The organism is Kutzneria chonburiensis (assembly GCF_028622115.1).
Lineage (GTDB): Bacteria > Actinomycetota > Actinomycetes > Mycobacteriales > Pseudonocardiaceae > Kutzneria > Kutzneria chonburiensis.
On record NZ_CP097263.1, the window covers coordinates 4,366,450 to 4,392,383 of the forward strand.

23 protein-coding genes are annotated in these 25,934 nt (G+C 69.7%); 13 read left to right on the forward strand and 10 right to left on the reverse strand.

From position 1 onward, the window contains the following. Nucleotides 1–22: 22 nt before the first annotated feature. On the reverse strand, nucleotides 23–1,942 hold the full coding sequence (locus M3Q35_RS19405; protein ID WP_273943304.1) for a DUF6541 family protein: 1,920 nt from the start codon (nucleotides 1,940–1,942) through the stop codon (nucleotides 23–25). A gap of 159 nt (nucleotides 1,943–2,101) precedes the next feature. Here M3Q35_RS19405 and M3Q35_RS19410 point away from each other — a divergent pair, with 159 nt between their 5' ends. From M3Q35_RS19410 to M3Q35_RS19420, 3 genes are all read left to right on the forward strand, one after another. Continuing rightward, nucleotides 2,102–2,794, forward strand: coding sequence for a dienelactone hydrolase family protein (locus M3Q35_RS19410; protein WP_273943305.1), 693 nt, complete (start codon nucleotides 2,102–2,104; stop codon nucleotides 2,792–2,794). Nucleotides 2,795–3,321: 527 nt separating this feature from the next. Next, a complete protein-coding gene (locus M3Q35_RS19415) occupies nucleotides 3,322–3,711 on the forward strand; it encodes an FBP domain-containing protein (RefSeq protein ID WP_337960638.1) in 390 nt (129 codons plus the stop codon). 66 nt (nucleotides 3,712–3,777) lie between these two features. Next, nucleotides 3,778–4,545: a hypothetical protein gene (locus M3Q35_RS19420; protein ID WP_273943306.1), complete on the forward strand. Its 768-nt coding sequence runs from the start codon at nucleotides 3,778–3,780 to the stop codon at nucleotides 4,543–4,545. A 46-nt stretch (nucleotides 4,546–4,591) separates the two neighbouring features. Here the strand turns inward: M3Q35_RS19420 and M3Q35_RS19425 are convergent, their stop codons facing one another. Continuing rightward, on the reverse strand, nucleotides 4,592–6,547 hold the full coding sequence (locus M3Q35_RS19425) for a VWA domain-containing protein (RefSeq protein ID WP_273943307.1): 1,956 nt from the start codon (nucleotides 6,545–6,547) through the stop codon (nucleotides 4,592–4,594). Continuing rightward, the gene (locus M3Q35_RS19430) at nucleotides 6,547–7,956 is read right to left on the reverse strand and encodes an ATP-binding protein (RefSeq protein ID WP_379794377.1); all 1,410 of its coding nucleotides are present in this window, start codon (nucleotides 7,954–7,956) and stop codon (nucleotides 6,547–6,549) included. Before M3Q35_RS19430 ends, M3Q35_RS19425 begins: the two co-directional genes overlap by 1 nt. Nucleotides 7,957–8,106: 150 nt before the next feature. Here M3Q35_RS19430 and M3Q35_RS19435 point away from each other — a divergent pair, with 150 nt between their 5' ends. Then, nucleotides 8,107–8,877, forward strand: coding sequence for a nucleotidyltransferase domain-containing protein (locus tag M3Q35_RS19435; protein WP_273943309.1), 771 nt, complete (start codon nucleotides 8,107–8,109; stop codon nucleotides 8,875–8,877). Nucleotides 8,878–8,879: 2 nt separating this feature from the next. Here M3Q35_RS19435 and M3Q35_RS19440 read toward each other — a convergent pair whose 3' ends face one another. Then, the gene (locus M3Q35_RS19440) at nucleotides 8,880–9,290 is read right to left on the reverse strand and encodes a cupin (RefSeq protein WP_273943310.1); all 411 of its coding nucleotides are present in this window, start codon (nucleotides 9,288–9,290) and stop codon (nucleotides 8,880–8,882) included. Nucleotides 9,291–9,372: 82 nt separating this feature from the next. Between M3Q35_RS19440 and M3Q35_RS19445 the strand changes: the two genes are divergently transcribed. Further along, nucleotides 9,373–9,945 carry a TetR/AcrR family transcriptional regulator gene (locus M3Q35_RS19445; protein WP_273943311.1) on the forward strand — a complete coding sequence of 191 codons (573 nt, stop codon included), beginning with the start codon at nucleotides 9,373–9,375 and terminating at the stop codon, nucleotides 9,943–9,945. A 24-nt stretch (nucleotides 9,946–9,969) separates the two neighbouring features. Here the strand turns inward: M3Q35_RS19445 and M3Q35_RS19450 are convergent, their stop codons facing one another. Next, a complete protein-coding gene (locus tag M3Q35_RS19450; RefSeq protein ID WP_273943312.1) occupies nucleotides 9,970–11,427 on the reverse strand; it encodes an alpha/beta hydrolase in 1,458 nt (485 codons plus the stop codon). A 66-nt stretch (nucleotides 11,428–11,493) separates the two neighbouring features. Beyond that, on the reverse strand, nucleotides 11,494–14,361 hold the full coding sequence (locus M3Q35_RS19455) for an AfsR/SARP family transcriptional regulator (RefSeq protein ID WP_273943313.1): 2,868 nt from the start codon (nucleotides 14,359–14,361) through the stop codon (nucleotides 11,494–11,496). Between the two features lie 206 nt (nucleotides 14,362–14,567). Between M3Q35_RS19455 and M3Q35_RS19460 the strand changes: the two genes are divergently transcribed. Then, complete coding sequence (locus tag M3Q35_RS19460) at nucleotides 14,568–15,047, forward strand: YcxB family protein (protein ID WP_273943314.1); 480 nt, start codon at nucleotides 14,568–14,570, stop codon at nucleotides 15,045–15,047. Nucleotides 15,048–15,076: 29 nt separating this feature from the next. Then, nucleotides 15,077–15,874, forward strand: a complete 798-nt coding sequence (locus tag M3Q35_RS19465) for a hypothetical protein (protein ID WP_273943315.1) — start codon at nucleotides 15,077–15,079, stop codon at nucleotides 15,872–15,874. Here M3Q35_RS19465 and M3Q35_RS19470 read toward each other — a convergent pair. Then, nucleotides 15,871–17,313 carry a hypothetical protein gene (locus M3Q35_RS19470; RefSeq protein WP_273943316.1) on the reverse strand — a complete coding sequence of 481 codons (1,443 nt, stop codon included), beginning with the start codon at nucleotides 17,311–17,313 and terminating at the stop codon, nucleotides 15,871–15,873. The genes M3Q35_RS19465 and M3Q35_RS19470 overlap by 4 nt on opposite strands. Nucleotides 17,314–17,501: 188 nt before the next feature. Between M3Q35_RS19470 and M3Q35_RS19475 the strand changes: the two genes are divergently transcribed. Then, nucleotides 17,502–18,071, forward strand: a complete 570-nt coding sequence (locus M3Q35_RS19475) for an RNA polymerase sigma factor (RefSeq protein WP_273943318.1) — start codon at nucleotides 17,502–17,504, stop codon at nucleotides 18,069–18,071. On the opposite strand, the gene M3Q35_RS19480 is transcribed toward M3Q35_RS19475, so the two are convergent. Beyond that, nucleotides 18,049–18,546 (reverse strand): hypothetical protein, encoded by a 498-nt coding sequence (locus tag M3Q35_RS19480; RefSeq protein WP_273944760.1) that lies wholly within the window; start codon nucleotides 18,544–18,546, stop codon nucleotides 18,049–18,051. The genes M3Q35_RS19475 and M3Q35_RS19480 overlap by 23 nt on opposite strands. On the opposite strand from M3Q35_RS19480, the gene M3Q35_RS19485 reads away from it, so the two are divergent. From M3Q35_RS19485 to M3Q35_RS19505, 5 genes are all read left to right on the forward strand, one after another. After that, nucleotides 18,434–18,736, forward strand: a complete 303-nt coding sequence (locus M3Q35_RS19485; RefSeq protein ID WP_273943319.1) for a plastocyanin/azurin family copper-binding protein — start codon at nucleotides 18,434–18,436, stop codon at nucleotides 18,734–18,736. The genes M3Q35_RS19480 and M3Q35_RS19485 overlap by 113 nt on opposite strands. Continuing rightward, the gene (locus M3Q35_RS19490) at nucleotides 18,733–19,677 is read left to right on the forward strand and encodes a metallophosphoesterase family protein (RefSeq protein WP_273943320.1); all 945 of its coding nucleotides are present in this window, start codon (nucleotides 18,733–18,735) and stop codon (nucleotides 19,675–19,677) included. Before M3Q35_RS19485 ends, M3Q35_RS19490 begins: the two co-directional genes overlap by 4 nt. Beyond that, complete coding sequence (locus tag M3Q35_RS19495) at nucleotides 19,674–20,054, forward strand: hypothetical protein (RefSeq protein WP_273943321.1); 381 nt, start codon at nucleotides 19,674–19,676, stop codon at nucleotides 20,052–20,054. The genes M3Q35_RS19490 and M3Q35_RS19495 overlap by 4 nt, the downstream gene beginning before the upstream one ends. 38 nt (nucleotides 20,055–20,092) lie before the next feature. Then, entirely contained in the window at nucleotides 20,093–20,767 is a 675-nt protein-coding gene (locus tag M3Q35_RS19500) for a Rieske (2Fe-2S) protein (protein ID WP_273943322.1), read from the forward strand. Nucleotides 20,768–21,590: 823 nt separating this feature from the next. Then, the gene (locus M3Q35_RS19505; protein ID WP_273943323.1) at nucleotides 21,591–22,715 is read left to right on the forward strand and encodes an HNH endonuclease signature motif containing protein; all 1,125 of its coding nucleotides are present in this window, start codon (nucleotides 21,591–21,593) and stop codon (nucleotides 22,713–22,715) included. 323 nt (nucleotides 22,716–23,038) lie between these two features. Here M3Q35_RS19505 and M3Q35_RS19510 read toward each other — a convergent pair whose 3' ends face one another. Continuing rightward, entirely contained in the window at nucleotides 23,039–24,787 is a 1,749-nt protein-coding gene (locus M3Q35_RS19510; protein WP_273943324.1) for an ABC transporter substrate-binding protein, read from the reverse strand. Between the two features lie 117 nt (nucleotides 24,788–24,904). Beyond that, nucleotides 24,905–25,927 carry a ferrochelatase gene (locus M3Q35_RS19515; protein WP_273943325.1) on the reverse strand — a complete coding sequence of 341 codons (1,023 nt, stop codon included), beginning with the start codon at nucleotides 25,925–25,927 and terminating at the stop codon, nucleotides 24,905–24,907. Nucleotides 25,928–25,934: the final 7 nt, after the last annotated feature.

Here is a 25,934-nt window from a genome sequence, read left to right on the forward strand (position 1 = left end):
ACACCCCGACCGACCGGCCGAATCAGCCGTCCACGATCTGGGACGACACCGCGTACACGGCGGTCTGGGAATTCCGCCACACCGGTGTCAGGCTCCGGACCTGGTCAAGTCCCTTCAGGCCGGGGATGGGGGACGGCTTGGCCCCGACGATCTGCCCCTGCGACACGAAGACGTAGCGGATGTTCAGGTCGCGCACGGCCGCCTGCACCGCGCGGTCGGTGTCCAGCATGTTGAACCGGTTGAACAGCAGCATGCGCTGCGGGCCGGCCGGGACCGCGTCGCCGGGCAGGATCAGGGCGTGGCCGAACACGGGGTGCGCGCCGGCCAGCGACCACATCCACGGCGAGCCGTCGAACGGGTCGTTCATCACCAGCGAGCCGGCCGGGGCCAGCCGGGCCAACTCCTCCATGCCGGCCTCCATTGTGTGGGAGACGACCGGGCCGTCCGAGAACGCCTGGGCCAGGCGTTCGGTGTTGCGGTTCACGTACAGGCCCCTGGTGGCGATGATCACCAGCAGCGCCACCAGGCCGACCGCCGCCACTGAGGTCAGGCGGGGTGTGACGCGACTGAGCAGGCGGCCGATCGTGACCAGGCCGACCGCGGCCAGCACCACCGAGCCCATCGCGCCGATCGCGTCCAGCCGCCAGGAGTCGTTCCACCACGGCTGCGTGACCGCCCGTACCCATGGAGCCTCGGAGGACGAGTCCAGCACGAACAGCACCGCGAACACCGCGCCGCCGACCAGCCACCACAGCAGCGGCCGGGTGCTGCGCAGCAGGAACAGGCCGATCACGCCGACCGCGCACAGGCCGGCCAGCCAGACCTCCGGCAGGCCGATCGAGCGGCTGCCCGTGGTGAACTCCTCGACCGCTTGCCAGGCCGTCCAGTCCGCCTTCCAGGCCGATCCCCCGCCGCCGGCCGCGCTGAGCGTGCCCAGCACCTGGAAGACGCCGGTGAGGCCGCCGACCACGGCGATGAGCAGCAGGGTTCGCAGGTCGGCCAGCGGGACCCTGCGGCGCGTGATCCAGCGTTGGGCCAGGAAGAACGCCGCCGGGATGACCGCCGCGACCGTCACGCTCGGGTGCACCGCCGTCAGGCCGACGCCGGCGATCGCCGTGGTGAGGACCGTGCCCGGGCTCGGTGCGTCCATGGCCCGGCCGAGCAGCGCCAGCAGGGCCGGGATGAGGGCCACGCCGGCCGTGAACGGGAACAGCGGGCCCCAGGTGAGCGTGTCATAGGGGAATTGGGTGAATGCGCAGGCCAGAATGGCCGACGCCGCCGCCAGTGCCGGCATTCTCGTTGTCCGGGCAACCATGACCGCAATCGACAGGCTGAACAGACCGGCCTGAAAACCATTGCTCACGTCCATGACCTGCGGAATCGGCCAGCCGCCGAGCTGCTGTACCGTGGCATCCAGCACGTGATACGCGTTCGGGTAGAAGAAGTTATTACTCGCCGTCGCATTGACGGCTTTCAGCGCCGCCGGCGACGAGTTGCCCGAGTCGGCGATGAACCGGATCGCGTTGGCGTGGAACGAGGCATCCCACCATTGTGGGATCGCCGTGAAGCCACTCGCGCGACCCATAGCCAGCAGGCCCACACCGGTCGCCACCAGCACCGCCCCGGCCAGCATCCAGTGCCTTGACCTGGGCCAATCCAGGCTCTGCGGCCTCCGTTCAGTCCTTGTCAGCCGCCCGAGGCCGTAGGCGATCGCCGCCGACAGCACACTCACCGCCAGCAGCGTAAGCACATTCCACCGCAGTCCGATCAGCGGCACCAATGGCCCGTAGATACCAATTACACCATACGTCAATGGTGCCGCCGCAGCCGCCAACAACCAGCCACGAATTCCTGACGCATACCCGACAAGCAGCCCCGGCGCAATGACGACCAGCAGATAAACGGCAGCCGTCATCGCGACGGCCAGCGCCGCCCCGTTCATGTGGTTCCCCCCACAGTTCAGTGCATTCGGCGATCGTCGACGCGCGACGATCACCCCCATTGTGCCGTACAGGGAGTAGACGGATCCTCTGAATTAACGTTGCCCCGTGACCACGGTCGTTATCGACCTGAGACCGTCGAGCTGGTAGAACCGCACCTCGTGACGACTCGTGTGGACAGCGTCGGCGACTTCGACCTGCCGGTATGGCTGCCGGCCGGCGGGCAGGGGCCCGCCATCGTGTTGGTCCAGGAGATCTTCGGTCTGGACGACTACCTGCGTTCCGTCGCCGCCGAGCTGGCCGCCGCCGGCTTCGTCGTCGGCGTGCCGGACCTCTTCTGGCGTACCGACCCCGGTTGGTCTTCCGGCCACGACGAGGCCGGCCTCTCCGCCTCCATGGCCGTAGCCGGCGAGTTCGACCCCGCGTCCGGCGTTTCCGACGTCGCCGCCGCCCTAGCCCACCTTCGTTCCCTCCCCGAGGTCACCGGCAAGGCCGGCGCCCTCGGCTTCTGCCTCGGCGGCTCCCTCGCCTACACCCTCGCCGCCGTGGCTTCCCCCGACGCCGTCGTCTCCTTCTACGGCTCCACGGTGCCTTCCCAGCTCTCCCTCTTGGACCAGATCACCTGCCCCCTCCAGTTCCACTTCGGCGGCCAGGACCCCTACATCCCCCGCTCCGCCGTCGCCCAGGTCGAGGCCGCCGTCGCCGGCCGGCCCGGCGTCGAGATCCACGTCCAGGAGCAGGCCGGGCACGCCTTCCACAACCACGCCGCCCCCATGTTCCACCACCCCGAAGCCGCCGCCGCCGCATGGAAGCTGGCCACCGCTTTCTTGAACACCCACCTGGCGCCGTCCTGATGTCAGGAAGGGCCCCTTACTGACGTTGAACGTCAGTATCGGTCCCTTGATCTTGCGGTGGCGTCAGGAAGGGGTCCTTCCTGACGTTCAACGAGAGGATTCGTCCCTTGATCTTGGGCCGGGGGTGTCGGCCGCGGGGTCGAGTCCGGTGCCCGCAATGGACGGATGTCGAGCCGAGGATGTTCGGGCAACGGCGGGGGTACAACCGGGACGTCTTGACGGAGCAGCCGACGGCTGGTGTCGGGACGCGAATCGAGGGCGGCGGACGAGAACTATGACGGGAGGCGCTCGAAGCGGCGGAGTGCCGGCCGGCGGGCACGATGGTGCAGGTGGGGGCACTGACCGACCCCGGGATGCCGCTGGTGGCGGTGCGGTGAGCTGGGAAAACCGATTGCCACCGTCAGGCATGATCGGGCCGTGGAACCTCTCGACGAAGCAACCATCCGCGCCTCCTTCGTGAACTGCTCGAAGGGGAAGCCCGCCGGCTGAGCCTGCCGGGGCGGCTGGCCGACGTCGACTGGGCCGACCTGGACTTTCTCGGCTGGCGCGACCCGAAGGCGCCGGCCAACGCGTACCTGGTGCTGCCCCGCGACGGCAAGGTGGTCGGCCTGGCGATGCGCGCGGCGGCGCCGCATCTGAGCCAGCTCAAGCGGTCGGTCTGCGCGCTGTGCATGACGACGCACACGGCGGCCGACGTGTCGCTGTTCGCGGCCCGCCGGATCGGCAACGCCGGCAAGCTGGGCAACACGGTCGGCACCTACATCTGCGCCGACCTGGCCTGCAGCCTCTACCTGCGCGGCAAGCGCAAGCCGAGCACGCCGAGCCTCAAGCCGACGTCCACTGTGGACGAAGACGTGGCCAGGACGGTGGCCAGCCTCAACAAGTTCGTCGACGAGGTGCTGACCGACAACGCCTGACGCCCTTGCGGCAAGTGGATCAAGGGCTACCGGCCCCGGTCAGGCGTGACGGTTATGGTCCCGCGCGTGGAGACGATCGACGACTTCGGCGCGGTGCTGAGCAAGCACCCCGTGAACAACAAGCGCCGCCTGGTGACGGGCTTCTGGGCACTGGCCATCGGCGCGGTCGGCACCGTGCTGGGTGGCTACCTGTTCGTCACCGTGGACGACACGGTCAGCTACGCGCTCAACCGCAACGTCGGCGTCACGCTGGGCATCGGCCTGGTCGGCCTGTGGATCGCGGCGATCTCGCTGGGCCGGGCGCTGCGCGGCGGCTCCGACGAGTACTTCGAGGTCCGCCAACACGGCCTGGTGCACGCCACGGCCCGCCAGGTCCGCGGCTGGACCTGGGACAGCATCGACGACCTGGTGATCAGCCGCTCACTGAAGGAAACCGCGCTGTCCCAGCGGCTGGGCGGCGGCCGGGTCCTGGTCTCGTTCGACAACGGCCAGAAGGCCCGGTTCGACAACACGACCGCCGACCGCTACGCGCTGGAAGACGCGATCAGGAGCCGCTACCCCGGCGTGGTCCGCGCCGAGCGGATGGACTGGGCGCGCAAGGTCGGCTCGTGGTGGCTGGCCTTCGCGGCGGTGTTCCTGGCGGCCGGCATCTGGATGGTGGTCACGATCGCCAACTCGAAGTCCGAGCAGATCGTGGACACCGGCAGTGGCACCACGGCGATCGAGATCACCACGGTCAGCGACGCCGGTTACGTCTGGCTCGCGGTCGGCCTGGTGGTGTGCGCGCTCGGCCTGATCACCAGCGCCAGCTTCTACTTCACGTACCGACGCTGAGAAACCGCCTGGCGTCCCGAGAAAGGGGACGCCAGGCGGTCGGACGTCAGCTCCGGCGGCGGTTGCGCAGGTAGTCGCCGACGACGGCGGCGCCGAGGCCGTCGAGGTCGGGGGCGATCACGCGACCGCCGCTGCGACGGGCGATGACGTCGACGAAGCGGGCCAGCCGCGGCTCGTCGCCGAGGCGGAACACGCTGATGGACGCGCCGAGCTTGGCCAGCGAATCCACTTCCACCAACGTCTTGCCCAACGTGCGTTCCAGCGGCGGATAGTTGAACACGGCCTCGCCGTCGGACTCCAGGTGCGCGGTGGGCTCGCCGTCGGTGACGACAAGAACCACGGGCTGCGCATCGGGATGCCGACGAACATGCCGGCCGGCCAGCAACAACGCGTGGTGTAGGTTGGTGCCCTGCTCCCACGCGCCCTCCAGCGCGGTCAGCTCGCCAATGTCCACAGTGGTCGCATGCCGCCCGAACGTGATGAGCTGCAACGCATCCGTACGGAATCGGGTGCTGATCAACTGGTGCAGGGCCAACGCGGTGCGCTTCATCGGCAGCCACCGCCCGTCCTGCACCATGGACCACGAGGTGTCCACGCACAGCGCGACCGCGGCCCGGGCCCGCTGCTCGGTCTCGGTGATCTCGACGTCCTCGACGGCCAGCCGAACCTTGCCGCCGCCGGAGGAAACGGTGCGCAGCACGGCATTGCGCACGGTCCGCGACACGTCCCACGGCTCGGTGTCGCCGAACTCCCACGCCCGCGTGGAACCCGTCGGCTCACCGGCCGCGCCGGCCTTGTCGCTGTCCCGCTCGCCGCGACCCCGCAGCTGGTCGACGACCTGACGCAGCGCCGTCTCGCCGAGGCGGCGCAAAGCCTTGGGCGTCAACCGAAGGCTGCCGTCGGCCGCCCGCTCCAGCAGACCCTGCTGCCGCAGCGCACGCTCCATTTCGGACAGTCGACGGGCGTCGACGCCGGCCTCCTGCCCGAGCTGGCGGACCAACGACTCGACGTCGATGTCCTCCAGCGAAGCGCCCGGATACGACTGGGCCAGCTGCTCGGCCAACGCGTCCAGCTCGGCCAGATCCTGCATGGCCTGGGCGCCCTCGCCCAGTCCCATCGGGTTCTTGCCACGGAACCGGGCCGAGCCGTTCCAGTCCTCCCCCGGCCGCAGCTGCTGGAGGTGCGCGTCGAGCAGGTCGAGCTGCGCCCCGAGGCTCGGGTCGCCGAACGCCTGCTGGCCCAGCTGGGCCAACTCCGCCCGCTGCTCGTCGGTCATCGAGTTCAACATCCGTTGTGCCGCAGCGGAACGCTGCGCCAGCAGATCGGCCAGCTCGTCGGTGTTGCGCGGGTTCTCCGGGAAGAACTCGCCGTGCTTGGCCATGAACTCCTGGAACTGCTCGGTGGTGTCCTCGCCCGCCGAGTGCGCCGACAGCAACGAGTTCAGATCGGACAGCATGTCCTTAATCCGCTCCACGTCCTGCGGCGTGGCGTTCTGCATGGCCTGCTTCATGCCCTGGAACCGCTGTTCCAGCATCTCCCGGCCGAGCAGGTCCTGGATCTGCCGGTACGACTCGCGGGCGTCCGAGGACTGCCAGTCGTAGTTGGACAGCTCGGTGACGGCGGCCGCGGTGCCGGGCGGCAGCGCGTCCAGCTGCGCTTCCCGGAACCGCGCGTCGTCGGACGGGTTGGGGAACAGCTCCCGCCGCTCGGCCGTGAGGGCGTCGTTGAGCAGGCGCTGCACCTCCCGCATGGTGCCGTCCAGGTTGTTGCGGCGCTGGATCTGCGAGCGCCGCTCCCACACCCGGCGGGTCAGGTCGTCGAGACCCTGCGTGCCCTGCACGCCCCGACGCATCAGCTCGCGCAGCGCGGCCTGCGGCGACGAGCCCTCCATCACCTCGCGCCCCAGCTCGTCCAGCGCCGCCCGCAGATCCGGCGGCGGGGCGAGCGGATCATCGCCACCCAGCCATTCGTGGTAGCGGTAACGCCGTGCCGGGGTGGCCATCAGCCGTAGACCGTCATCTCGTCGTCGGCGTCCTTGCCCAGCTGGCGGCTCAGGTACAGGTACTCGAGCGCGAACTCGACGGCCGAGGCGATCCAGCCGGCCGGCTGGTCCGGCTTGATGTCGAGGCGCGCCGCGACCTCGTGCAGCACCGGCAGTTCCGGCAGCGCCGCCAGCACCTCGGACGCCGGCACGCGCTCGCCGGTGGCCACCGGGTGGCCGTCGGTCACGGCCTCGGCCAGCGACCGCAGGTTGAGCCCGGCCAGCTTGCCGCGGGCGGTGTCGGCCACCGACCGGCGCAGCAGGTGTTCCAGGATCTCGTGCTCACGGCCCTCTTCGCCGGATTCGAACTCCAGCTTGCCGCGCAGCACCGACGGCACGGCCTCCAGGTCGACCGGACGGGCCACGGCCTCGGGCTCACCGGTCAGCGCGGCCCGGCGCAGCGCCGCGGCGGCGACCGTCTCGGCCGCCGCGATGGCGAACCGGGCGGACACGCCGGAACGCTGGTCGACCGACGCCGACTCGCGCAGGTGCCGCACGAAGCGTGCGACCACCTCGACCAGGTGGTCGCCGACCTCGGCGACGAGCTGGGCCTCCTGGCGGATCAGGTCGATCTCGCCGGCCACCTCGAGCGGGTAGTGCGTGCGCACCTCCGCGCCGAAGCGGTCCTTGAGCGGCGTGATGATCCGGCCGCGGTTGGTGTAGTCCTCGGGGTTGGCCGTGGCCACCAGCAGCACGTCCAGCGGCAGCCGCAGCGTGTAGCCGCGGATCTGGATGTCGCGCTCCTCCATCACGTTGAGCAGCGACACCTGGATGCGCTCGGCCAGGTCGGGCAGCTCGTTGATGGCCACGATGCCGCGGTGGGCCCGCGGCACCAGTCCGAAGTGGATGGTCTCGGGGTCGCCGAGGCTGCGGCCCTCGGCCACCTTGGTCGGGTCGACGTCGCCGATGAGGTCGCCGACCGAGGTGTCGGGGGTGGCCAGCTTCTCGGTGTAGCGCTGGGAACGGTGCAGCCAGGCCACCGGCAGCTCGTCGCCGAGTTCGGCGGCGCGGCGGCGGGCGGCGGGGCTGATCGGGTCGAGCGGGTGCTCGGCGAGCTCGGCGCCGTCGATCACCGGCGTCCACTCGTCGAGCAGGCCGGCGAGGGTGCGCAGCAGGCGGGTCTTGCCCTGGCCGCGCTCGCCGAGCAGCACGACGTCGTGGCCGGCGATGATCGCGCGCTCCAGCTGCGGCAGGACCGTGCGGTCGAAACCGACGATGCCCGGCCACGGGTCGCGCCCGGCGCGCAGCGCGTCGAGCAGGTTGTCCCGCAGCTCGGCCTTCACGGAGCGGGGCTCGTGCCCCGCGGCGCGCAACTGGCCCACGGTCGTCGGCAGCGAGTGGGATGGGGTCGGAACAACTGTCACCCCCATGAAGCTAATAGCCCCAGGCAAGCGGGTCGACGTGGAGCAACTCCACCGGCCCACTTCGTCACGTCACGGTGGCCGTTCTGCCGGCATCAGGCGGTCGGGCAGGGTAAAATGCGGTGGTACGTCGGTTCGGGATCGGGCAGGCTACGCCCTGTGACCGATCTGTTTCCCCTGGCCAACCGTATTGCCGACGTGGCCGGAGTAGTGGGTGTCGTGCTCGGCGGGTCGAGGGCCCGTGGCACCGCCGATGCCCATTCCGACACCGATATCGGCGTCTACCGCCGGGGTGAGATGGACTTGTCCGCTCTCCGCGAAATCGCCGCCGAGTACCCCGGATCGTCCGTGGCCGCGCCCGGCGAATGGGGTCCGTGGGTCGACGGCGGCGCGTGGCTGCGGACGCCCGGTTCCAAGACCGACCTGCTCTGGCGGGACCTCGACCGGGTCGACGCCGTCCTCGCCGAAATCCAGCAAGGCGTCGTCCGCTGCGAACAGCAGGTCGGCCATCCCCTGGGTTTCTTCTCTTACGCGTACTTGGCCGAGCTCGCGACCTGTCAGGTCCTCGTCGACCGCGCCGGGGCGCTGGCCGAGGTGCTGGCGGCCCTCGATCCGTATCCCCCAACGCTGGCCGCCGCGATCGAGCGGACCTACGGCTTCGAGGCCCGGTTCAGCGTCGACAACGCCGTGGTGCCGGCAGCGCGCGGAGATCGCTTCTCCGCCAACGGTTTCCTGTTCCGGGGCATCGGCTGTCTGGTGCACGTCCTGCACGCCCGGGCCGGCGCCTGGCTGGCGACGGAGAAGAACGCCGTCGCCTCCGCCGCCAAGTTGCCTTGCGCACCAACGGATTTCGCCGTCCGCGTCGAGCACGTCCTGGCCGCCGCGGATGTCGCGGCGGCACAGGACCTGCTCACGGAATGCCGGTTGTGACCTCAGGCGTCCAGGAAGGGCCGGGCGTTATGCGACGTGCCACTCCTTGAGCAGGTCCGCCTGGGGGATTCCGCTGTCGCGGCATACCAGTGCGGGTAGGTCACGTACACCATCTCCGTGTCCTCGTCGGCAACGTAGTCGACCTGGGTCCCGGCGCGCAGGTAGAGCAGCTCGCCGACGCCGGCCGACACGGGACCGCCCGGCCCGTTGACGGTGAACCGGCCCTTGGTGATGACCAGGACCTCGTCGTAGTTCACCTGCCACGGGTTGGTCTCGCCCTTGCCGTACCGGCCGTAGCCGACGCTCATCTGTGCGCCGTGTTCCTGGTTGAGCACGTCGGCCAGGAAGATCTGCTGGTCCAGCCGCTGAAACCAGGACGTCGGGGTGTCGACGCCAAACCGTTGCACCGTCATCATCGCCTCCGGAGCTAAGTGGAATTTCTTCCACTTATAGAAGTGGAGAAAGTTCCACTTGTCAACCGGCTAGGCTGCCGCGGTGCTTCCGATCTCCGGGTCCGGCCCCACGGAGCGAGCCGACGCGGCGCGCAACCGGCAGAAGATCCTGCGGGCCGCGGCCAAGCTGGTCGCCACGCGCGGGGTGGAGAGCCTCGCCCTGGACGAGGTGGCCGCGGCAGCCGGAGTCGGCGTCGGCACGGTCTACCGGCGGTACCCCGATCGCGGCGCGCTGGCGCACGCATTGCTCGAGGAGAACGAACGCGAGTTCCAGGCGGCGTTCATCGGCGGCCCACCGCCGCTGGGACCGGGCGCGCCCGCGAGCGAGCGGATCCGCGCGTTCGTGCACGCATTCGTGGATCGCTTGGAAGACCAGGGAAAGCTGCTGATGGTCGCGGAGACCGAGACGCCGATGGCGCGCTTCGTCACCGGCGCCTACCGGTTGCACCACAACCACCTGGCGATGCTCATCGCCGAGGTCGAACCGGACGTCGACGCGGACTTCCGGGCGGACGCGCTGATGGCGCCGCTGGCCGCGGCGCAGTACGTCCATCAGCGCGAGAACGGCATGAGCGTGGACCGCATCAAGGCCGGCTTCGACCAGCTGCTGAGCTGATCGCCGCCGGCCTCGAGCGGGATTTCAGTGCGTGGGCTTGGGGACGTTCGTCGGGGCAAAGGTTGCTGCCGGCGGAGTTGTCGGCCATTCCGCCGCGCAGTGGGTGCCGCGGGCCGGCAGCGTGAGATCGAGCAGGTAGGCGTTGATGGCGTCACGGGCGCAGAGGCTGTTGCCGTAGTCGCCGTGGCCGGTGCCGTCGTAGGTGAGCAGCCGCGCGGTGGGGATCTGCGTGACGACGTTCTGGGCCCACTCGTACGGGGTCGCGACGTCGTGGATGCCGTTGGTCATCAGCACCGGTGGGGCGTTGCGGACGTGCAACGCGTGCTGGGGATTGTTCAGCGGCCCGGTCCAGCCGAGGCAGTTGGTGACGTCGGAGAAGAAGTCGGAGAAGTGGGTGTGCGGGGCGACGGCCTCGGAGGTGGCGCGCAGGGCGCTCAGCGACGAGAAGTTGTCGATGTTGGGCCAGGTCCAGTCGGAGCACCAGATGGCCTGGTAGCTGTTGTCCTCGGTGTCGGACGGCGGCGCGAGGTGGACGGTGCCGGCGGCCAGCTGCTTGAGGGCGTCGGCGAGGGCGAACCAGTCGCGGGCCGGGTGGTACATGGCGCTGAACGCGCGGTCGCGAAGGCCGGCCGGTGTGATGTCTCCCAGAGTGCCGGCCGACGCCTTGGCGTAGAGATTGTCCCACAGTGCCAACACATCCTGGTCGTGTAGCGAGCACGACGGCGTGCGGTCGCACCAGGAAGCGAAGTCCTTGAACGAGTTCTCGAACGCCAGCGCGGCCGTGGCCTCGTAGCGGAAGGCACCGATGCTGTGGTCCATGTTGGAGTCGAGCACGATGGCCCGCAGATTCCGGCCGTACCGCTCCAGATACTGCTGGCCGATCTGCGTGCCGTACGAGACGCCGTAATAGCTGATCTTGGATTCGCCGAGCTGCTCGCGCAGGAAGTCCATGTCCCGCACCACACTCACGGTGTCCACGTGATCGAACAGCGGCCCGTTCAGCTGCCGGCAGTTCTTGGCCACCCGGTCGTTGTGCGCCAACAGGTTCCGGTACTGGTCACGGGTCGTCGGCACCAACTCGACCGGCTCTTCCAGAACCTTGCTGTCACACCGGATATCCGCGCTGGCCCCGACGCCGCGCGGGTCGAAGCCGACGATGTCGAACGAGTCGGCCAGCGCCTGGTAGCGGGCGCTGTGGGCGATGGCCTCCACGTAGCTGACGCCGGAACCGCCCGGACCGCCGGGGTTGACCATCAGCACACCCTTGCGCTGCGCCGGTTTCGCCGCCTTCAGCCGGGCGACGGCCATCGGTGTGGTCGGCCCGTGCGGACGGGTCCAGTCCACGGGAACGGGCACCGTGGCGCAGTCCACCGCCGGCTGGCCGTCACACGGATGCCAGTCGACAGTGGCCGCGGAAGCGGTTGCGGGGGCGAGGGTCGACAGCAGGGTGGCAACGCCCAGGCAGGCAAGGAGTCGGCGCATGGACCCACCCTCGCGGACGGCGAGAACCGGCCACAACGGTCACGTTTTCACTGTGAATCAGGTCGGTCAGCGACCGGCCCGCCGCACCCCGGCCGCCGCGTCGATTGCCGCCAAACGGCGGCGCACCTGCTCCACCCGATGGTCGCCGACCTGCTCGAGAATGGCCAGCGACTGCTCCCAGGACTCCTTGGCCTCGGCCAGCTTCCCGTCCTCGTGCAGCACGCTGGCCAGCTCGTGCAGCGACCACGCCTCACCCGGCCGGCCGCCGGACTCCCGGAACAGCCGCACCGCCCCACGGAAGCAGTCGGCGGCCCGGTCGAGCTTGCCGAAATGCCGGTGCGCCTCGCCCAGTTCGCGATACACCTTGATCGCCCCGGCCCGGTCGTCCATCTCCACGAACAGCCGCAGCGCCCGGTCGAAGTTGGCCACGGATTCCTGGTACCGCCCCAGAACCCGGCAGTACGAGCCGAGGTGGCTCAACGCCCAGGCCTCGCTCCACCGGTCGCCGTTCTCCCGGCTCACCGCCAACGCGCGGTTGGTCAGCTCGAACGCCTCGTCGACCCGCCCGGCCCAGAAGTACGCCGACCCCAGCGCCCCGCCGACCACGTGGTCCAGCGGCCCGCCGGACAGCGGCTCGTAGACGATCCGCGCCCGCTCCATGCACTCCAACACCTGCATGTGGCGGCGCAATTCGTTGTAGCAGTAGCCGAGTCCGATCAGCAGCCGCACCTCGCCGTACCGGTCGCCGGCAGCCACCGCAGCGCCGATACCGGTCTGGTGACTGCTGATCCACTCCGGCCACGGCGTCCGCAGCGCGAAGAACGCCCACATGGCCCCGGGAATCCCGGTGGCGTGGTAGGTGTCGCCGAGCTCGGCGGCCTGCGCGGTCGCGGCGACGAGGTTGGACAACTCCGTCTCGCACCATGCCAACGCGGCGCTGCCGTCGGTGAACGTCGCCGGCTGCCCACCGGGCACGGGCGGCGGCAGTTCGGAACGCCGCCGGAACGGGGCCAGCATCTCGTCGACCGTGTTGGCGGTGTGCAGATAGAAGTCCAGCAGCCGGCTGACCGCGCCAATCCGCTCGGCCCGGCTGTCGTGCTCGGCGGCGCACTCGGCCGAGTAGACGCGCAGCAGGTCGTGGAAGCGATAACGGTCGCGGCCAACGCCTTCCAGCAGGTGCCCACTGGCCACGACGTCAAGCAGCCGCCGCGCCCGCACCACCGGCACGTTGGCCAGGGCCGCTGCGGCGGCGACGCTGATCTCCGTGCCAGCGTGCAGCCCGAGCATGCGGAACATGCGGGCCGGCTCCGGCTTCAAGGCGTGGTACGACCACGAGAACACGGCCCGGACGGCAGTGCTCTCGTCGTCAACGGCCAGCACGTCCAGCCGAGCCCGCTCATCGGCCAGCTCCTGGCACAGATCGTCCAGGTCGAGATGCGGACGGTCGTTGAGCTGCGCGGCGGCGATCCGCAGCGCCAGCGGCAGATGCCCGCACAGCCGAGCCAGCTCGGCGGCGGCCTCCGGCTGCGCCTCGATCTGTGCCTTGCCGACGCCGGCCGCCAGCATCTCCACGGATTCCGGCTCGGCCAGCACGTCCAACGTCACGCGATGGGCCCCGTCCCGGGCCACCAGCCCGCCCAGCCGGCTGCGGCTGGTGACGATCACCGAGCAGCTCGGGCTGCCCGGCAACAGCGGCCGGACCTGGTCGGTGCTGGCCGCGTTGTCCAGCAACACAAGCATGCGCTTACCGGCGATCAGGCTCCGGTACAGGCCGGCCTGCTCGTCGGTCTCGGCCGGGATCGCCGACGCCTCCACGCCCAGGCCGCGCAACAGCTGCCCCAGCGCGGCGGCCGGTTGCAGCGGCGGCTGCTGCGGGTCGAAACCGCGCAGGTTGACGTAGAGCTGCCCGTCGGGGAACTGCTCGGCCACCCGGTGCGCGACGTGCACGGCCAGCGCGGTCTTGCCGATGCCGCCGCTGCCGTCGATCGCCGAGATCACGGCCACCGTGCGGTCGCCGCCGACCAGCACGTCCTCCAACTGGGCCAATTCCTGCACCCGTCCGGTGAAACCGGGCACGTCGTGCGGCAGCTGGGCCGGCTTGGGCGTGGTGATGGCGCCGGTGCTGATCGGCGCGGCAGTCGGCGCCGGCGCGGCCGGCTTGTCGGCGATCAGGTCGCGGTGCAGGTCCCGCAGCTCGGGGCCGGGCTCGATGCCCAGCTCGTCGACCAGCACGCGACGAGCGTCCTCGAACACCTCCAGCGCGTCGGCCTTGCGGCCGGCGCCGTAGAGGGCGGTCATCAGCAGCGCCCGCGGCCGTTCGCGCAGCGGCTGCTGGCGCACGACCGGCGACAGCTCGGCCACGGCGTCGTCGTTGCGGCCGAGCGCGATCAGCGCGTCGGCCAGCGACTCCACGGTGGCCAGCCGCAGCTCGTCCACCCGGGCCCGTTCGCCCGCGACGAACGGGCAGGAGATGCCGTCGAACGGCAGCCCCCGCCACAGCCGCAGCGCCGACTGGAGCTGGACCACCGCGCCGTGAAGATCGCCCGAGCTTCGCGCGATTCTTGCCCGTTCGCGCAGCTGCTCGGCCCGGTCGCAGTCGAGCGCGCCCGGTTCGAGCCGGAGCAGGTAACCGGAATTGGCGCCGGCCGAGACCAGAAGCGCACTGGGCGCACGACTGGGCCGATCGGGTTCGAGGGCGCGGCGCAGGGCCGAGAGGTACGTGGAGACGCTGCCGCCGGCCGTGGTCGGCGGGTCGTCGCCCCACAGGGCATCGACCAGCTCCGTGCGTCCGACGGCGCGATTCGCGCGCAGCGCCAGCAAAGCCAGCAGGGCGCGTTGCATCGGGGGACCCAGTGCGATCTCGCGATCCCCGAGAAGCGCCCGCACCGGTCCCAGCACCTCGACCCGCAGCGGAACCCCGTTCGCCGCGTGCACCTTTCCACCACCTGCCCCAGCAGAGCCGCGCCGGGAGCATACAGCGCGAACGAGAATGCGAACCGTTGTCAGTTCTATTACGGACAGTGTGATGTGATGACGCTCGGCGAACCTGGACAACCGCCCGGCGCGCCGAAGTGGCAATCGATCACTCTTCCGGAGCAGACTGTCGCATCCGCAGTGTGACGTAGATAACGGAGGCGCCCGTGCGCGTCGAGTTCTCCTGGGAGCCGGAAGCGGCCGATCGCCGCGATGCCCTGCGGGCCGTCGCGCCCGCGGTCCGGTGGGCTCCCGCGTTCGCGGTCTGCCTGGTGATCCTGGCGGCCTTCCTGCTGCTCGCCGACAACACCTCGGCCGCGGTGTTGACCCTGGTGGCGGCGGCCGCGGTGGCCGTCGGCGTGCCGTGGCAGGCCAGCCTGCTCTACCGCGACACCCTGTCGGCGAACCAGCGCGTGCGGGCCACCGCCGACGAGTTCGCGCTGCGCATGCACGGCATGGGCCTGCCCGACGAGCTGGCCTGGTCCTCGCTGCAGAGCTGGCAGGAGACCGAGCACGGCATCGTGCTGCGGCTCGGCGCGCGGGCCCACGGCCCGGTGTACGCGGTGCCGCACCGCGCTTTCGCGCTCCCGTCCGATGAGCACATGTTCCGCGAACTGCTGATCCGGCGGGTGGGTCCGACCGGCTGACCGTCTTCGCCTCTGTAATGTCGGTAGGCGTGTCTTGTCCGAGTGCGACGCTGGTCGTCTGGACCTCTGCCTGGCTGCACGGCGCGGCCGCGGCCGACGATGTCCTTGACGCCCTCCAGATCTGGGCCGAGCTGCACGAGGTGGTCGCCGACGACGACGGCACCGCCACCGCGCTCGACCTGCCCGGCCCCGATGAGATGCCGGCCGCCCCGGCCATGCTGCTGGCGGCGCTGCGGCGCACCCAGGCCGGCGACGGCCGACTGGTGCTGCCCGTGCCCGGCGACACCCGTGGACTCGGCGGCAACGGTCCCCTGAGCGCCACCGCCGTGCGCGCCGGGCAGGCCATGGTGCTGCCGGAGGCCGGACTGGGCATCGTGCCGCGACTGGTGGCCGATCAGGTGATCCGCTGGACGGTGTTCGACCACCCGGAGATCACCCCGCCGGAGCACATCCCGCTGGGTGAAGCCGAGCACGCGCTGGCCGGCGCGATGCGCGAGGCCGCCAGCACGCTCGTGGACCTGGACGTGGCCCGGGAACGGCCCAACGTCCGCAAGGACATCGAGTCGGTGATGGCCGCCCAGCCCACGCCGTTGTGGCCGGCCGGCATGCCGGCGCGGTCGCTGCGGGTGCTCCAGCGGGCGGCCGAGGTCGCCGCGATCCTGGAGGTCGCGGCGGGCGACTCCCCCGGCGGCGCCATGTCGGCCTCGGCCACACGGGGCCGAGAAGAAGCCTTGCGGCCGCTTCTCGACGCCGTGCGCCGGGCCCGGTGTGCCGCCGTGGACGAGGCCGTCCGGGTGCTCGGCGAGCACGCCAACAAGAGCCGCTAGCTGAACTTCACGTTCATCGGCAGGTTGATGAAGTCCGGCGTCGGGTTCGGACCGCTGAAGCAGACCACCGCGTTCAGCGGGCTGCCCGGCGAGAACGGCGGCGTCGACGAGCCGAAGATGTCGGTCATCTGGGTCGGCGTCGTTGTCGCGCCCTCCGGCAGCGCCACCACGGCGTTCGGGTCGCCGCACTCGGACGTCGAGTGGTGCAGCTTCACGAACAGCAGCGTCGTGTCACGGAAGCCCGAGGCCGGGAAGGTGATCGAGCTGGCCGTGCCGGGCCGGGTCACGCCGAACGGCGGGTAGGCGCCCCTGAACGGGATGAAACCGCCGACGGTCGGCTGCCGGTTCAGCGTCAGCGTCACCTGGGCCGGGCCGGGCGGCGTCGCGCCGGGCGCCAGGGCGACGATGGCCGGGTTGGTGCCGGTGGCCACGAGCTGGCCGGTGTCCCGCTTGGTCGACGCCGAGTCGAACGTGATCAGGTGGTGGTCGCCGCTGTGGTGGAAAGCGATTTCCCAGTTGCTGTTGGCGTCGACGGCGATGGCCGGGCTGGTGCCGGGTTCGGCGGTCAGGCCGCTCTCCAGCCGGTGGCCGTTGCCGTTGATGTCCACCCAGACGGTGTCGTCGCCGGCCGTGAAGGCCATGTCGAAGGTGCCGTCGGGCAGCACCGCGAGGCTGGGGCTGGTGTTGGCGGCCAGCACCGACGGCGTCTGGTCGGTGGCGCCCGGGAAGATGCCGAGCTTGGCCGTGACGGTCGTCAGCCGGTTCTTGCTGTCGTGGTAGGCCACCCGAACCTGGCCGGCGGCGTTGACCGCGATGGCCGGGCTGGTGCCGGGCGCGGCCGGGAAACCCTGGCCGGCGATGTGCGCCGCCTGGTTGGGCTCGCTGAACCGGACCAGGCCGTCCTTGCCCACCCAGGCCGAGACGAAGCCGCCGCCGAGCGGCCCGGGCACCGGGGCCACCACGGGACTGGTGCCGTCGGCGATGTCGCCGTGCGAGAAGCTGCACACTCCATTGTGGATCGGGATGTTGAGGCCGTTCTCCTCGCCGCCTTCGGAGAACTCGATCTCCACGGCGTTGGTCGAGCTGATCGTCACGCTGGGGCTGGTGCCGGGCGTCACCGGGAAGGGTGCCGGGCTACAGGCCGTCTGCTTCACCTGGCTGCCGCCGGACACGCTGTTGGCCAGCCACAACGTCCGGTCCGACGCGGCGAACGCCTCGTCGAAGCTGCCATCGGGCAACGCGGCCAGCGACACGCTGGACTGCGCGGCCATCACCGAGGCAGTGGTGGTCACCTGGCCGGCCGGGTTGATCTCGGTCAGGCGGGCCGACGGGGCCTGGAAGGCGATCTCGAAACCGCCGGCCGTGGCGGCGTCAGCCGTCGATGGGAGGAGCACGATGGCGGCGGCCGCCGCCAGTGCGCTGGCCATTGTCTTCGTCAATTGCTGCACGTCACCGAGATAGCGGTCAGAGTTACGATCAGTGCCGCGCGCACCCGGCGTAACCCCTCGGCCTATCAAGAGGTGATGGGGCGGGGCACCTCCGGAAGAACACGGGGCGGTAGCGCATGGGGCGGCTACGGAAGATGGCAGGCGACGGTGAAGCGGGTGACGGCGGTCCGCAACGGCCCGTGGACAGCGGAGCGCCCGAGGCCAAGCCCGTCCAGCTGCCGACCGCGGTCTACCCCAGCTGGGACGCCATCTACGACGACAACGTCACCCGGCTCTACCGGCTGATGCACAGCAAGGTCGGCAACCGGCCGGACGCCGAGGACCTCACCTCCCAGGTGTTCGTGGCCGCGCTGAAGTCACTGCGGCCGTCGGCCACGATCGGCGAGGTGCGGGCCTACCTGCTGGCCACGGCCCGTACGGTGCTGGCCGGGCACTGGCAGCGCACGCTCGGCCGCCAGGTCACCCTGATCGACGTGGACGCCACCGATCTGGACGCGTTCGCCCAGCCCGCGTCGAGCCAGTCCTCGAACAAGGCCATCGACCACGCCACCCGCATCCTGGCCGCCCTGCCAGAACGGCACCGGCGCATTCTCGTGCTGCGCTTTCTGCACGGCTACTCCATCCGCGAGGCAGCGGCGGAAATGGACATCACCGTCACGAATGCGAAGGTGTTGCAGCATCGGGCGCTGCGCAAAGCCGCCGGACTCGACCCGGAATGGTCGGAACTCAGACCGGCGGATTCGGAATGAGACGCCCGGTCGACCGGTACGTGAACCGTCTGCTCGACGACCGTCGGCCGCGTGCGTTCGCGGCGTCGGCGGATGATGCCTGCTGTTTGCGGGCGGCCATCGAGTTGATCGGCTGTCGTGGTGTGACACCGAGCGATGCCTTCCGCAGCCGTCTTCGGCGGTCTCTTTCCCGGGTGTAACTCGGTGGCGTATTCATGGGCATGCCAATCATCTCGAAACGAAAAGTCGCCGCTATGGCGCTCGTCGGGACCGTGGGACTGATTTCCGCGTGCGGCGCGCCTGGGCCCGCCTTGACGTCACCGAACAGCAGCCTCGCCGGTATGCCGGGCGCTTCCGGTTCGACGTCGATGCCCGGAATGGACATGCCGTCGTCCTCGGCCGCGGCGTCGGCGCCGGCCGCGCCGGTGTCCGGCACGACGGTCGCCATCACGAACTTCGCCTTCTCACCGGCCTCGCTCACCGTGAAGGTCGGCACCAAGGTCACGTGGACGAACAAGGACGGCGACGCGCACACGGTCACCAGCACCGGCTCGGGTGGGCCGCTGAACTCGCCGGCCATGGCCACCAACGACACGTTCAGCTTCACGTTCACCACGCCGGGCACCTTCAACTACCTGTGCACGATCCACCCCTTCATGACGGCCGTCGTGACGGTGACGCCGTGAGGGAGCCCATCGAGGAGCAGGAGGCCGGGCCCGAGGGCATGACCCGGCGGCAGCTGATGCGGCACGCCGGCTGGTTCGGCGGCGCGGTGCTGCTCAGCGTCGTCGGCGGCGAGGTCATCAGCAGCCTCGCCACCGACGCCACGGCCGCGTCCGATCCGAACACGTTGAGGTTCGTACAGGTGTCCGACAGCCACATCGGCTTCACCGGGCCGGCGAACACCGACGTCACGGCGTCGTTCGAACACGCGCTGGATCGCATCAACTCGCTCGGGTTTCGCCCGGACTTCGTCATGCACACCGGCGATCTCACGCATTTGTCGACGCCGGCGCAGTTCGACCAGGTCAAGCAGATGCTGTCGACGGCCCGTACGGACCGGGTTTTCGTCGTCCCCGGCGAGCACGATTCCGTCGGTGACGGTGGCAAGGCGTATCGACAGGCGTTCGGGGCCAACACGATCGGCGACGGCTGGTACAGCTTCGACACGCACGGCGTGCATTTCCTGGCGCTGGTGAACACTTTGGCCCTTGAGAAATTCGGCCACCTCGGCAATGATCAGCTGGATTTCGTGCGCAAGGACCTGGCCGGGGTGAAATCGGACACGCCGGTCGTGGTGTTCAGCCACATTCCGCTGTTCGCGATGTATCCGCAGTGGGGCTGGACCACCGACGACTCGCTTCAGGTCATCAACCTGCTGCGGCGTTTCTCGTCGGTGACCTGTCTCAACGGGCACGTGCACCAGTTGTTCACCAAGACCGAGGGCAACATCACCTTCCATTCCGCGACCACGACGGCGTATCCGCTGCCCAAGCCGGGAACCGCGCCGCAGCCGACGCCGCAGGTCCTGCCGGCGCGGCAGCTCCAGGACGCGTTGGGCATTCGCAGCGTCAGCTATCGCACGGGCGACCAGGCGCTGGCCTTGAAGGAGGAGCGGCTCACGTGAGCGTGTTGATTCGACTGGCCATCGTCGCCACCCTGGCCGAGACCGGGTTCGTGCACGCCAAGCTGTACCTGGGCGGCTACCGCGTCATCCCGTACATCGGCCCCATGTTCCTGCTCCAGGCCGCCGTGTCGTTCGCCGTCGCCGCGCTGCTGCTCTTCGCCGCGCCCGTGGTCCTGCGGCTGCTCGCCGCCGGCGCGGCGGCCGGTGCGCTGTTCGGCTTCGTTCTGTCACGAACGGTTGGCGTGTTCGGCTTCACCGAGCGCGGCTTCGACCCCGCGCCCGACGCCCTGCTCAGCGTGCTGGCCGAAGTCCTGTGCCTGCTGTTGATCGGCGTGCTGTGGGTCCGTGAAATCCGGCGTCGGCGCCCAGCGTTGTAACCTGCCGTGCTATTCCATCCCGAGGAAGGGATGACCTGATGAAACGTGATGCCCGGCGGTTTGTCGACGATCTCCTCGGGCAGCGCCGGCCGCGTCCGTTCCAGGCCGATGAGGAGGACGAGGCCGTGGTGCGGACCGCCGTCGAGCTGGCGGCTGCCCGTCCCGGGGCCGACGAGCCCAGTCCCGAGTTCGTCAGCCAGCTGCGGGACCGCGTCACCGGCGACTCCCAGCCTCGTGCTCACACGAGCCGTCGCCGCCGGGTCTTGCAGGTAGCGGCCGCCGCCGCCGGGGCTTTCACCGTGGGCATCGTCGCCGACCGGGCCGTCGCGTCCGGCGGCGACACCACGCCCGTCGTCGCCGCCCCCGAGACCGAGATCATGCCCACCCACGGCACGTGGGCCACCGTCGCCGCCAGCACCGACCTCGTCGAGGGCGCCGTCCGCGAGTTCGACCTCGGTGCCGTGGTTGGCGTCGTTCAGCGCACGTCGGGCCGGCTCCGGGCTGTGTCGTCGGTGTGTACCCACATGGCGTGCCGGCTGGGGCTCAACGACAAGCGCGACACCCTGGTCTGCCCTTGCCACGGCGCCACGTTCAGCGTCGCCGGCCAGCCCGTGCGCAACCTACGGTCGGCCGACCCGCTGCCCGCGTTGCCCCGGCTGGCCGTACGGGAGTTCGAGGGTTCGATCCAGATCTATTGCCCGGTCCGGGGCTAGAGACTCCCTGACGTCCTCGAGCCGCGCCACCCCGACATCTCGACCACCCGCCCCATCCCTCGCACCCCAGCCGCATAGCCGCCCGCTGCATCTCTCGCACCGCAGCCACCCACGCCACCCCTGACACCTCGGTCGCCCGCTCCATCCCTCGCACCCCAGCCGCCTGCGCCATCCCTCGCACCCTAGCCGCCTGCGCCATCCCTCGCACCAGCCGCCTGCGCCATCCCTCGCACCGCAGCCGCCATAGCCGACTGCCTCCCAGGCATCTCGACCGCCCTCGCCGCCTGTTGCACCCGGACACCTCGGCCGCCCTCGCCGCCGCTCCGCCCTTGACACCGCAGCCGCCCGCGCGGCCTTCCGCCTGTTGCACCGTGACCACCTTCCCCGCCACTTCCCGAACCCCTGTCACTCGGGCGACCCTTGCAACCAGGGCGACCTTCCCGGCACGGTCCGCCATGACTGCCTTCGCCGGCTATCCCGCTCCAGCCGTGCCCTTCGGCCACTGCCCCCAGCCGCGAAGCCGTACCCAGCCACCTGCTCGACACCGACCATCGCCTCTTGTCTCACGGCTCCTGTTGTCCCGCCACGACATTCGCCCTGCGCCACAAGACCTTTCGCCACGCCGCCAAGGTGGTCGCGCACCCCCATTCGCTTCCCCTGCATGCACAATGCCCTTCGCCCTCCGCGACAACCCCTCACCGACAGCGCCATCCCGCAACTCTCTTTCCTTGCACCGCAACACTCACAGCTTTCGTGACCGAAAGTCATTGCCTGCCAACGGTTTCTCACTCTATCGAGCGATACTCACACATCGAGTCGATCTTTGCGCGGGCGTAGAATTGCTGGTATGGACAGGAAAGTCGCTCGTATCATCGAGATCGAGCACCAGAAACGAGCACTCGCCGCCGAGCAACTCCGCCTCACCGCCGAGATCGCCACCGACGAATACGTCGCCACCGACCTCGCCATGGCCTTACAGCTCTCGCCCTCCAACGCCGAGGACTACGTCGACTGGGCCACCCGCGTCGAGACCTACTTCCCCGACGTCATCGACGCCATGGCCGCCGGCATCATCAGCGAACGCTCCGCCCACGCCATCGTCGACCCGACCCGCTTCTACCCCGAAGAGCTCGCCCAACGGGTGGTGAGCGCCACCCTCGCGACCGCCGCCGGCCGCACGCCGCAACAACTCCGCCGCTCGTCGCTGGGCCGGCTGCAACGGGCCGATCCCGCCTTGCACTTCCTCAAGCGGGAAGAAGCCCGCCGCAACCGCAAAGTCGTCATCTACGACGAAGAAGACAGCATGGCCACCCTGGCCTGCCAACAACCCGCCGAGATCACCCAGGCCATGTACACCAAGATCGATCGGATCGCCCAACAGGAAACGAAAAACGGGCGCACGATCGATGAGGTTCGTGCGGATGTGATGGCGGGGTTGATCCTTGAGGACCCGAAGACTGCTGGTTTGAAGCCGTTGATTCAGGTGACTGTGCCGATCACCGCCTTGCTCGGTGTGGATGAGCGGCCGGGCCAGTTGGACGCCGGTCAGTTGATCCCGGCGCCGGTTGTTCGGGAGCTGATGTCCCACCCGGGCACCGTGTTTCACCGGCTGCTGACCGACGAGGCCGGGCAGCTGCTGGAGTACAGCCCGGAGATCTACCGGCCGAAGGCCGATGTGGACCGGTTCATCCGGACCCGGCACAGGACGTGTGTGATGCCGTGCTGCTCGCATCCCTCGCGGTCCTGCGACATCGATCACGCCGTCGCTTGGCCGGAGGGGAAGTCGACCGGGACGAATCTGGGGCCGTTGGATCGAAAGCATCATCGGTACAAGCACGCGACCAAGGCGAAGGTGACCATCGCGGACGATGGCACGACGACGCTGGAGACGCGGTGGGGGCTGACCTACACGACTAAGCCGGAGCCTGTTGAGGAACCGCCGTTCTAGGGAGCTCTCCAAGCTTTCGAGCACCAGGTGTCGGTCAGCGAGGGCCACGGGCCTGGCGGCGCCGCTGCCGCGGCCACGACGGCTAGACCACGGGTGGACAGACTACGGGGCCGTCGCGGCCTTGCCCCTTGGCACCGTGGGCGCGTCGACTGGTGGGTTTGAGTCGGGTGGTTGCTTTCGTTGGGGCGCTTGCGTTGGGTGGGGGGTCCTGCTTCCTGATGGGCATGTGGGGGTTGCTGCTACGCGGTTTGCCTGCCATTTGTGGGGTGGCTATGAAAAAGCCGGGGGCGATGGAAGCTGCCCCCGGCGTGATCAGTGGATCGCTACTTCTTGACGCCTACGGCGGCGTAGTCGTACATGCCGTAGCCGTCGGAGACGAAGAGGTTGGTGCCCCTGGCGGGTCGGTAAAGGAGGGACTTGGCCACCAGGCCGGGGAGGATGTAGGCGTCGTCCATGACCTTCTGGTCCACCTGGCTCCAGATCTGCTGGCGGGCGGTGGAGTCCTCGGTGATGGCGGCCTTGTCGACCAGCTGGTCGACCTCGGGGTCCTTGACGCCGAGGTTGCTGTTGCCGCCGGAGGCGCGGATGACGCGGCTGTCGACGATCTGGCTGAAGTAGCCGAAGCCCTCGGGCCAGTCGGCCTGCCAACCGAAGATCATCAGGCCCAGGGAGTTGTTCTTGGCGTAGTCGGGCTTGCCGGCGTAGAGCTTGCCGTAGTCGCCCTGGGGGAAGGGCTTGATGGTGAGCTTGATGCCGACCTTCGCCAGGGACTGCTGGAGGGACTCGGCGGTGGCCTTCTCGCGGGGGCGCTCGGCGCGGTACGAGATGTTGGTGCTGAAACCGGTGGGCTGGCCGCAGGCCTCGAGCTCCTGCTTGGCCCTGGCCTCGTCGCCGGCGTTGTTGGGGGTGGGGTACGGGTCGAACTTCTGCGCACCGGGGATGACGGGGGGCTGCAGGTTGGTGGCGATGTCGCCGCCGATGCTGCCGCCGTACGCGGCCTGGTAGGACGTCTTGTCGGTGGCGTACTCCACGGCCCGCCGACAGTGCACGTTGTCCAGCGGCGCGACGTCACCGTTGATCGCGGTGTACCAGAGGCGGGCGCTGGCGGGGTTGTCGGTGTTGGCCTTCTGCTTCTGGTCGGCCAAGAGCTTGCCCTGGGCGGCGGCCTGCACACCCACACCGCTGACCTCGAAGTCCAGGTCGCCGGCGATCAGGCGCTGGTCGATGTCGTCGGCGTTGGTGTTGAGGGCCACCTCGAACTTGTCGGGCAGCGCCTTGCGCAGTGGATCGGTCTGCTGGTCCCAGTGCGGGTTGCGGACCAGGGTGAAGCTCTTGCCCAGGTTGTTGTCGCCGAACATGTACGGCCCGCTGGACACCACGTGCTTCTTGTACTCGCTGCCGGTGTCCTTGGCCGCCGGCACCGGAATGGTCGACGGCAGCATGGCGAAGTAGTCGAACGCGGCGAACGCCGACTTCAGGTGGAAGACGATCGTGGTGTCATCGGGCGTCTCGATGGCCTTCAGACCCAGCTTGTCCTTGGACGTGTCCTTGTAGGCCGAGGTGTAGCCCTGCAGATCCAGGTAGTCGTTGAAGTACGTCGGCCCGTCCGGGAACACGGTCTTGTCCAACGACCGCTCCACCGCGTACTTCACGTCCTTGGACGTCACGGTCGAGCCGTCCTCGAACTTCACGCCGGTCCGGATGTGATAGGTCCACGTCTTGTCATCGTCACTGGACTTGCCCAGGTCGGTGGCCAGATCCGGGACCAGCTTGGCGCCGGCCGGGCCGGGCTGCGGGGCGAACGTGAGCAGGCTGCGGCCGAACAGCCGGGAGAAGTCCCACTCGTAGCTGTAGTACGAATCGGCCGGGTCCAGGGAGTCCCAGTCGCCGGGGTTGGCCATCCGAATGGTGCCGCCCTTGGCGTCGGACGCGTTGAACACCTTGCTGACGGCCGCGTTGAACTGCGCGCCGCCGCCCGAACCGTCGCTGCCGGAGCCGCCGCTGCAAGCGGTCACACCCGTGGCGAGCATGGCGACGGCACCGACCGCCGCCATGATCCGCTTTCTCCCCATGTGAGCTCCCATCTCCGTGCAGGGTTGCCGAAGTTCACCAGAAGCCGGCGCCCGGGGTCGAGGCGGCCTCGGCAAATTCGGCGATTTCTGGCCCTAAGTGCCGTGCCCGATCAGGCATTACCGAGGACGGCGGGCCGGTGGTTCACAGCACGCGACGGCGCAGAACTCGCCGTTCACAGTGCAGCCAAGTGTCGAAAACGTCGAAAGCTTGCGGGGTTCGACGCCGTCGACGTGCTCACGCACCAGCTCCACGACCATGTCGGCGAAGCGCTGGTCGGGGCCGGGGGTGGCGGCGCGGGCGAAGCCCATGCCGTACGACTCGGCCCGCTCACGGGCCTCGGTGTCCAGGTCCCACACGACCTCGAGGTGGTCGCTGACGAAACCGACGGGACACACCACCAGGTTGGCCACGCCCTTGGCGTGCAGGGCATCCACGTGGTCGACGATGTCCGGCTCCAGCCACGGCACCTGCGGCGGCCCGGAGCGGGACTGCCACACGACGTCGTACTCCGTGACGCCGAGCTCCGCGGCGACCAGCCGGGCGGCCTCGGCGACCTGCTGCGAGTACAGGTGCCCGGACGGCCCGCCGGTGGCGTCGAAGGCGTTGGGGATGGAGTGCGCGGTGAACACGAGCCGGAAGTCGTCGAAGCCGGCGGCGGCCGTACGCACGGCGTCGGCGAACGGCAGCACGAAGCCGGGATGGTCGAAGTACTGGCGCAACTTCACCAGCTCGGGCGGGTCGGCGACGGCGGCCCGGGCCCGCAGGATGTCCTCGTCGTACTGGCGGCAGGCCGAGTAGCCGCCGTAGGCGCTGGTCGGGAAGACCAGCGCACGACGAACACCGTCGGCGATCATCTCGCCGACGGTGTCCTCGAGCATCGGATGCCAGTTGCGGTTGCCGAAGTAGACCGGCAGGTCGACGCCGGCGGCCGCGAGGGCCGCGCGGATCCCCTCGATCAGGTCCCGGTTGAGCCCGTTGATCGGGGAGACGCCGCCGAAGTGCAGGTAGTGCTGGGCGACCTCGTCGAGCCGCTCGGGCGGCACGCCCCGACCCCTGGTCACGTTCTCCAGGAACGGCCGGACGTCGTCCGGTCCCTCCGGACCACCGAAGGACAGCAGCAGCAGGGCGTCGACACTCACGCCTGAC

Coding starts and splice junctions, on each gene's coding strand:
- M3Q35_RS19405 (WP_273943304.1), bottom strand. CDS start 1,942: ATGAACGGGGCGGCGCTGGCCGTCGCGATGACGGCTGCCGTTTATCTG.
- M3Q35_RS19425 (WP_273943307.1), bottom strand. CDS start 6,547: ATGGCCACCCCGGCACGGCGTTACCGCTACCACGAATGGCTGGGTGGC.
- M3Q35_RS19430 (WP_379794377.1), bottom strand. CDS start 7,956: ATGGGGGTGACAGTTGTTCCGACCCCATCCCACTCGCTGCCGACGACC.
- M3Q35_RS19440 (WP_273943310.1), bottom strand. CDS start 9,290: ATGACGGTGCAACGGTTTGGCGTCGACACCCCGACGTCCTGGTTTCAG.
- M3Q35_RS19450 (WP_273943312.1), bottom strand. CDS start 11,427: ATGCGCCGACTCCTTGCCTGCCTGGGCGTTGCCACCCTGCTGTCGACC.
- M3Q35_RS19485 (WP_273943319.1), top strand. CDS start 18,434: ATGCCGTCGTCCTCGGCCGCGGCGTCGGCGCCGGCCGCGCCGGTGTCC.
- M3Q35_RS19500 (WP_273943322.1), top strand. CDS start 20,093: ATGAAACGTGATGCCCGGCGGTTTGTCGACGATCTCCTCGGGCAGCGC.
- M3Q35_RS19510 (WP_273943324.1), bottom strand. CDS start 24,787: ATGGGGAGAAAGCGGATCATGGCGGCGGTCGGTGCCGTCGCCATGCTC.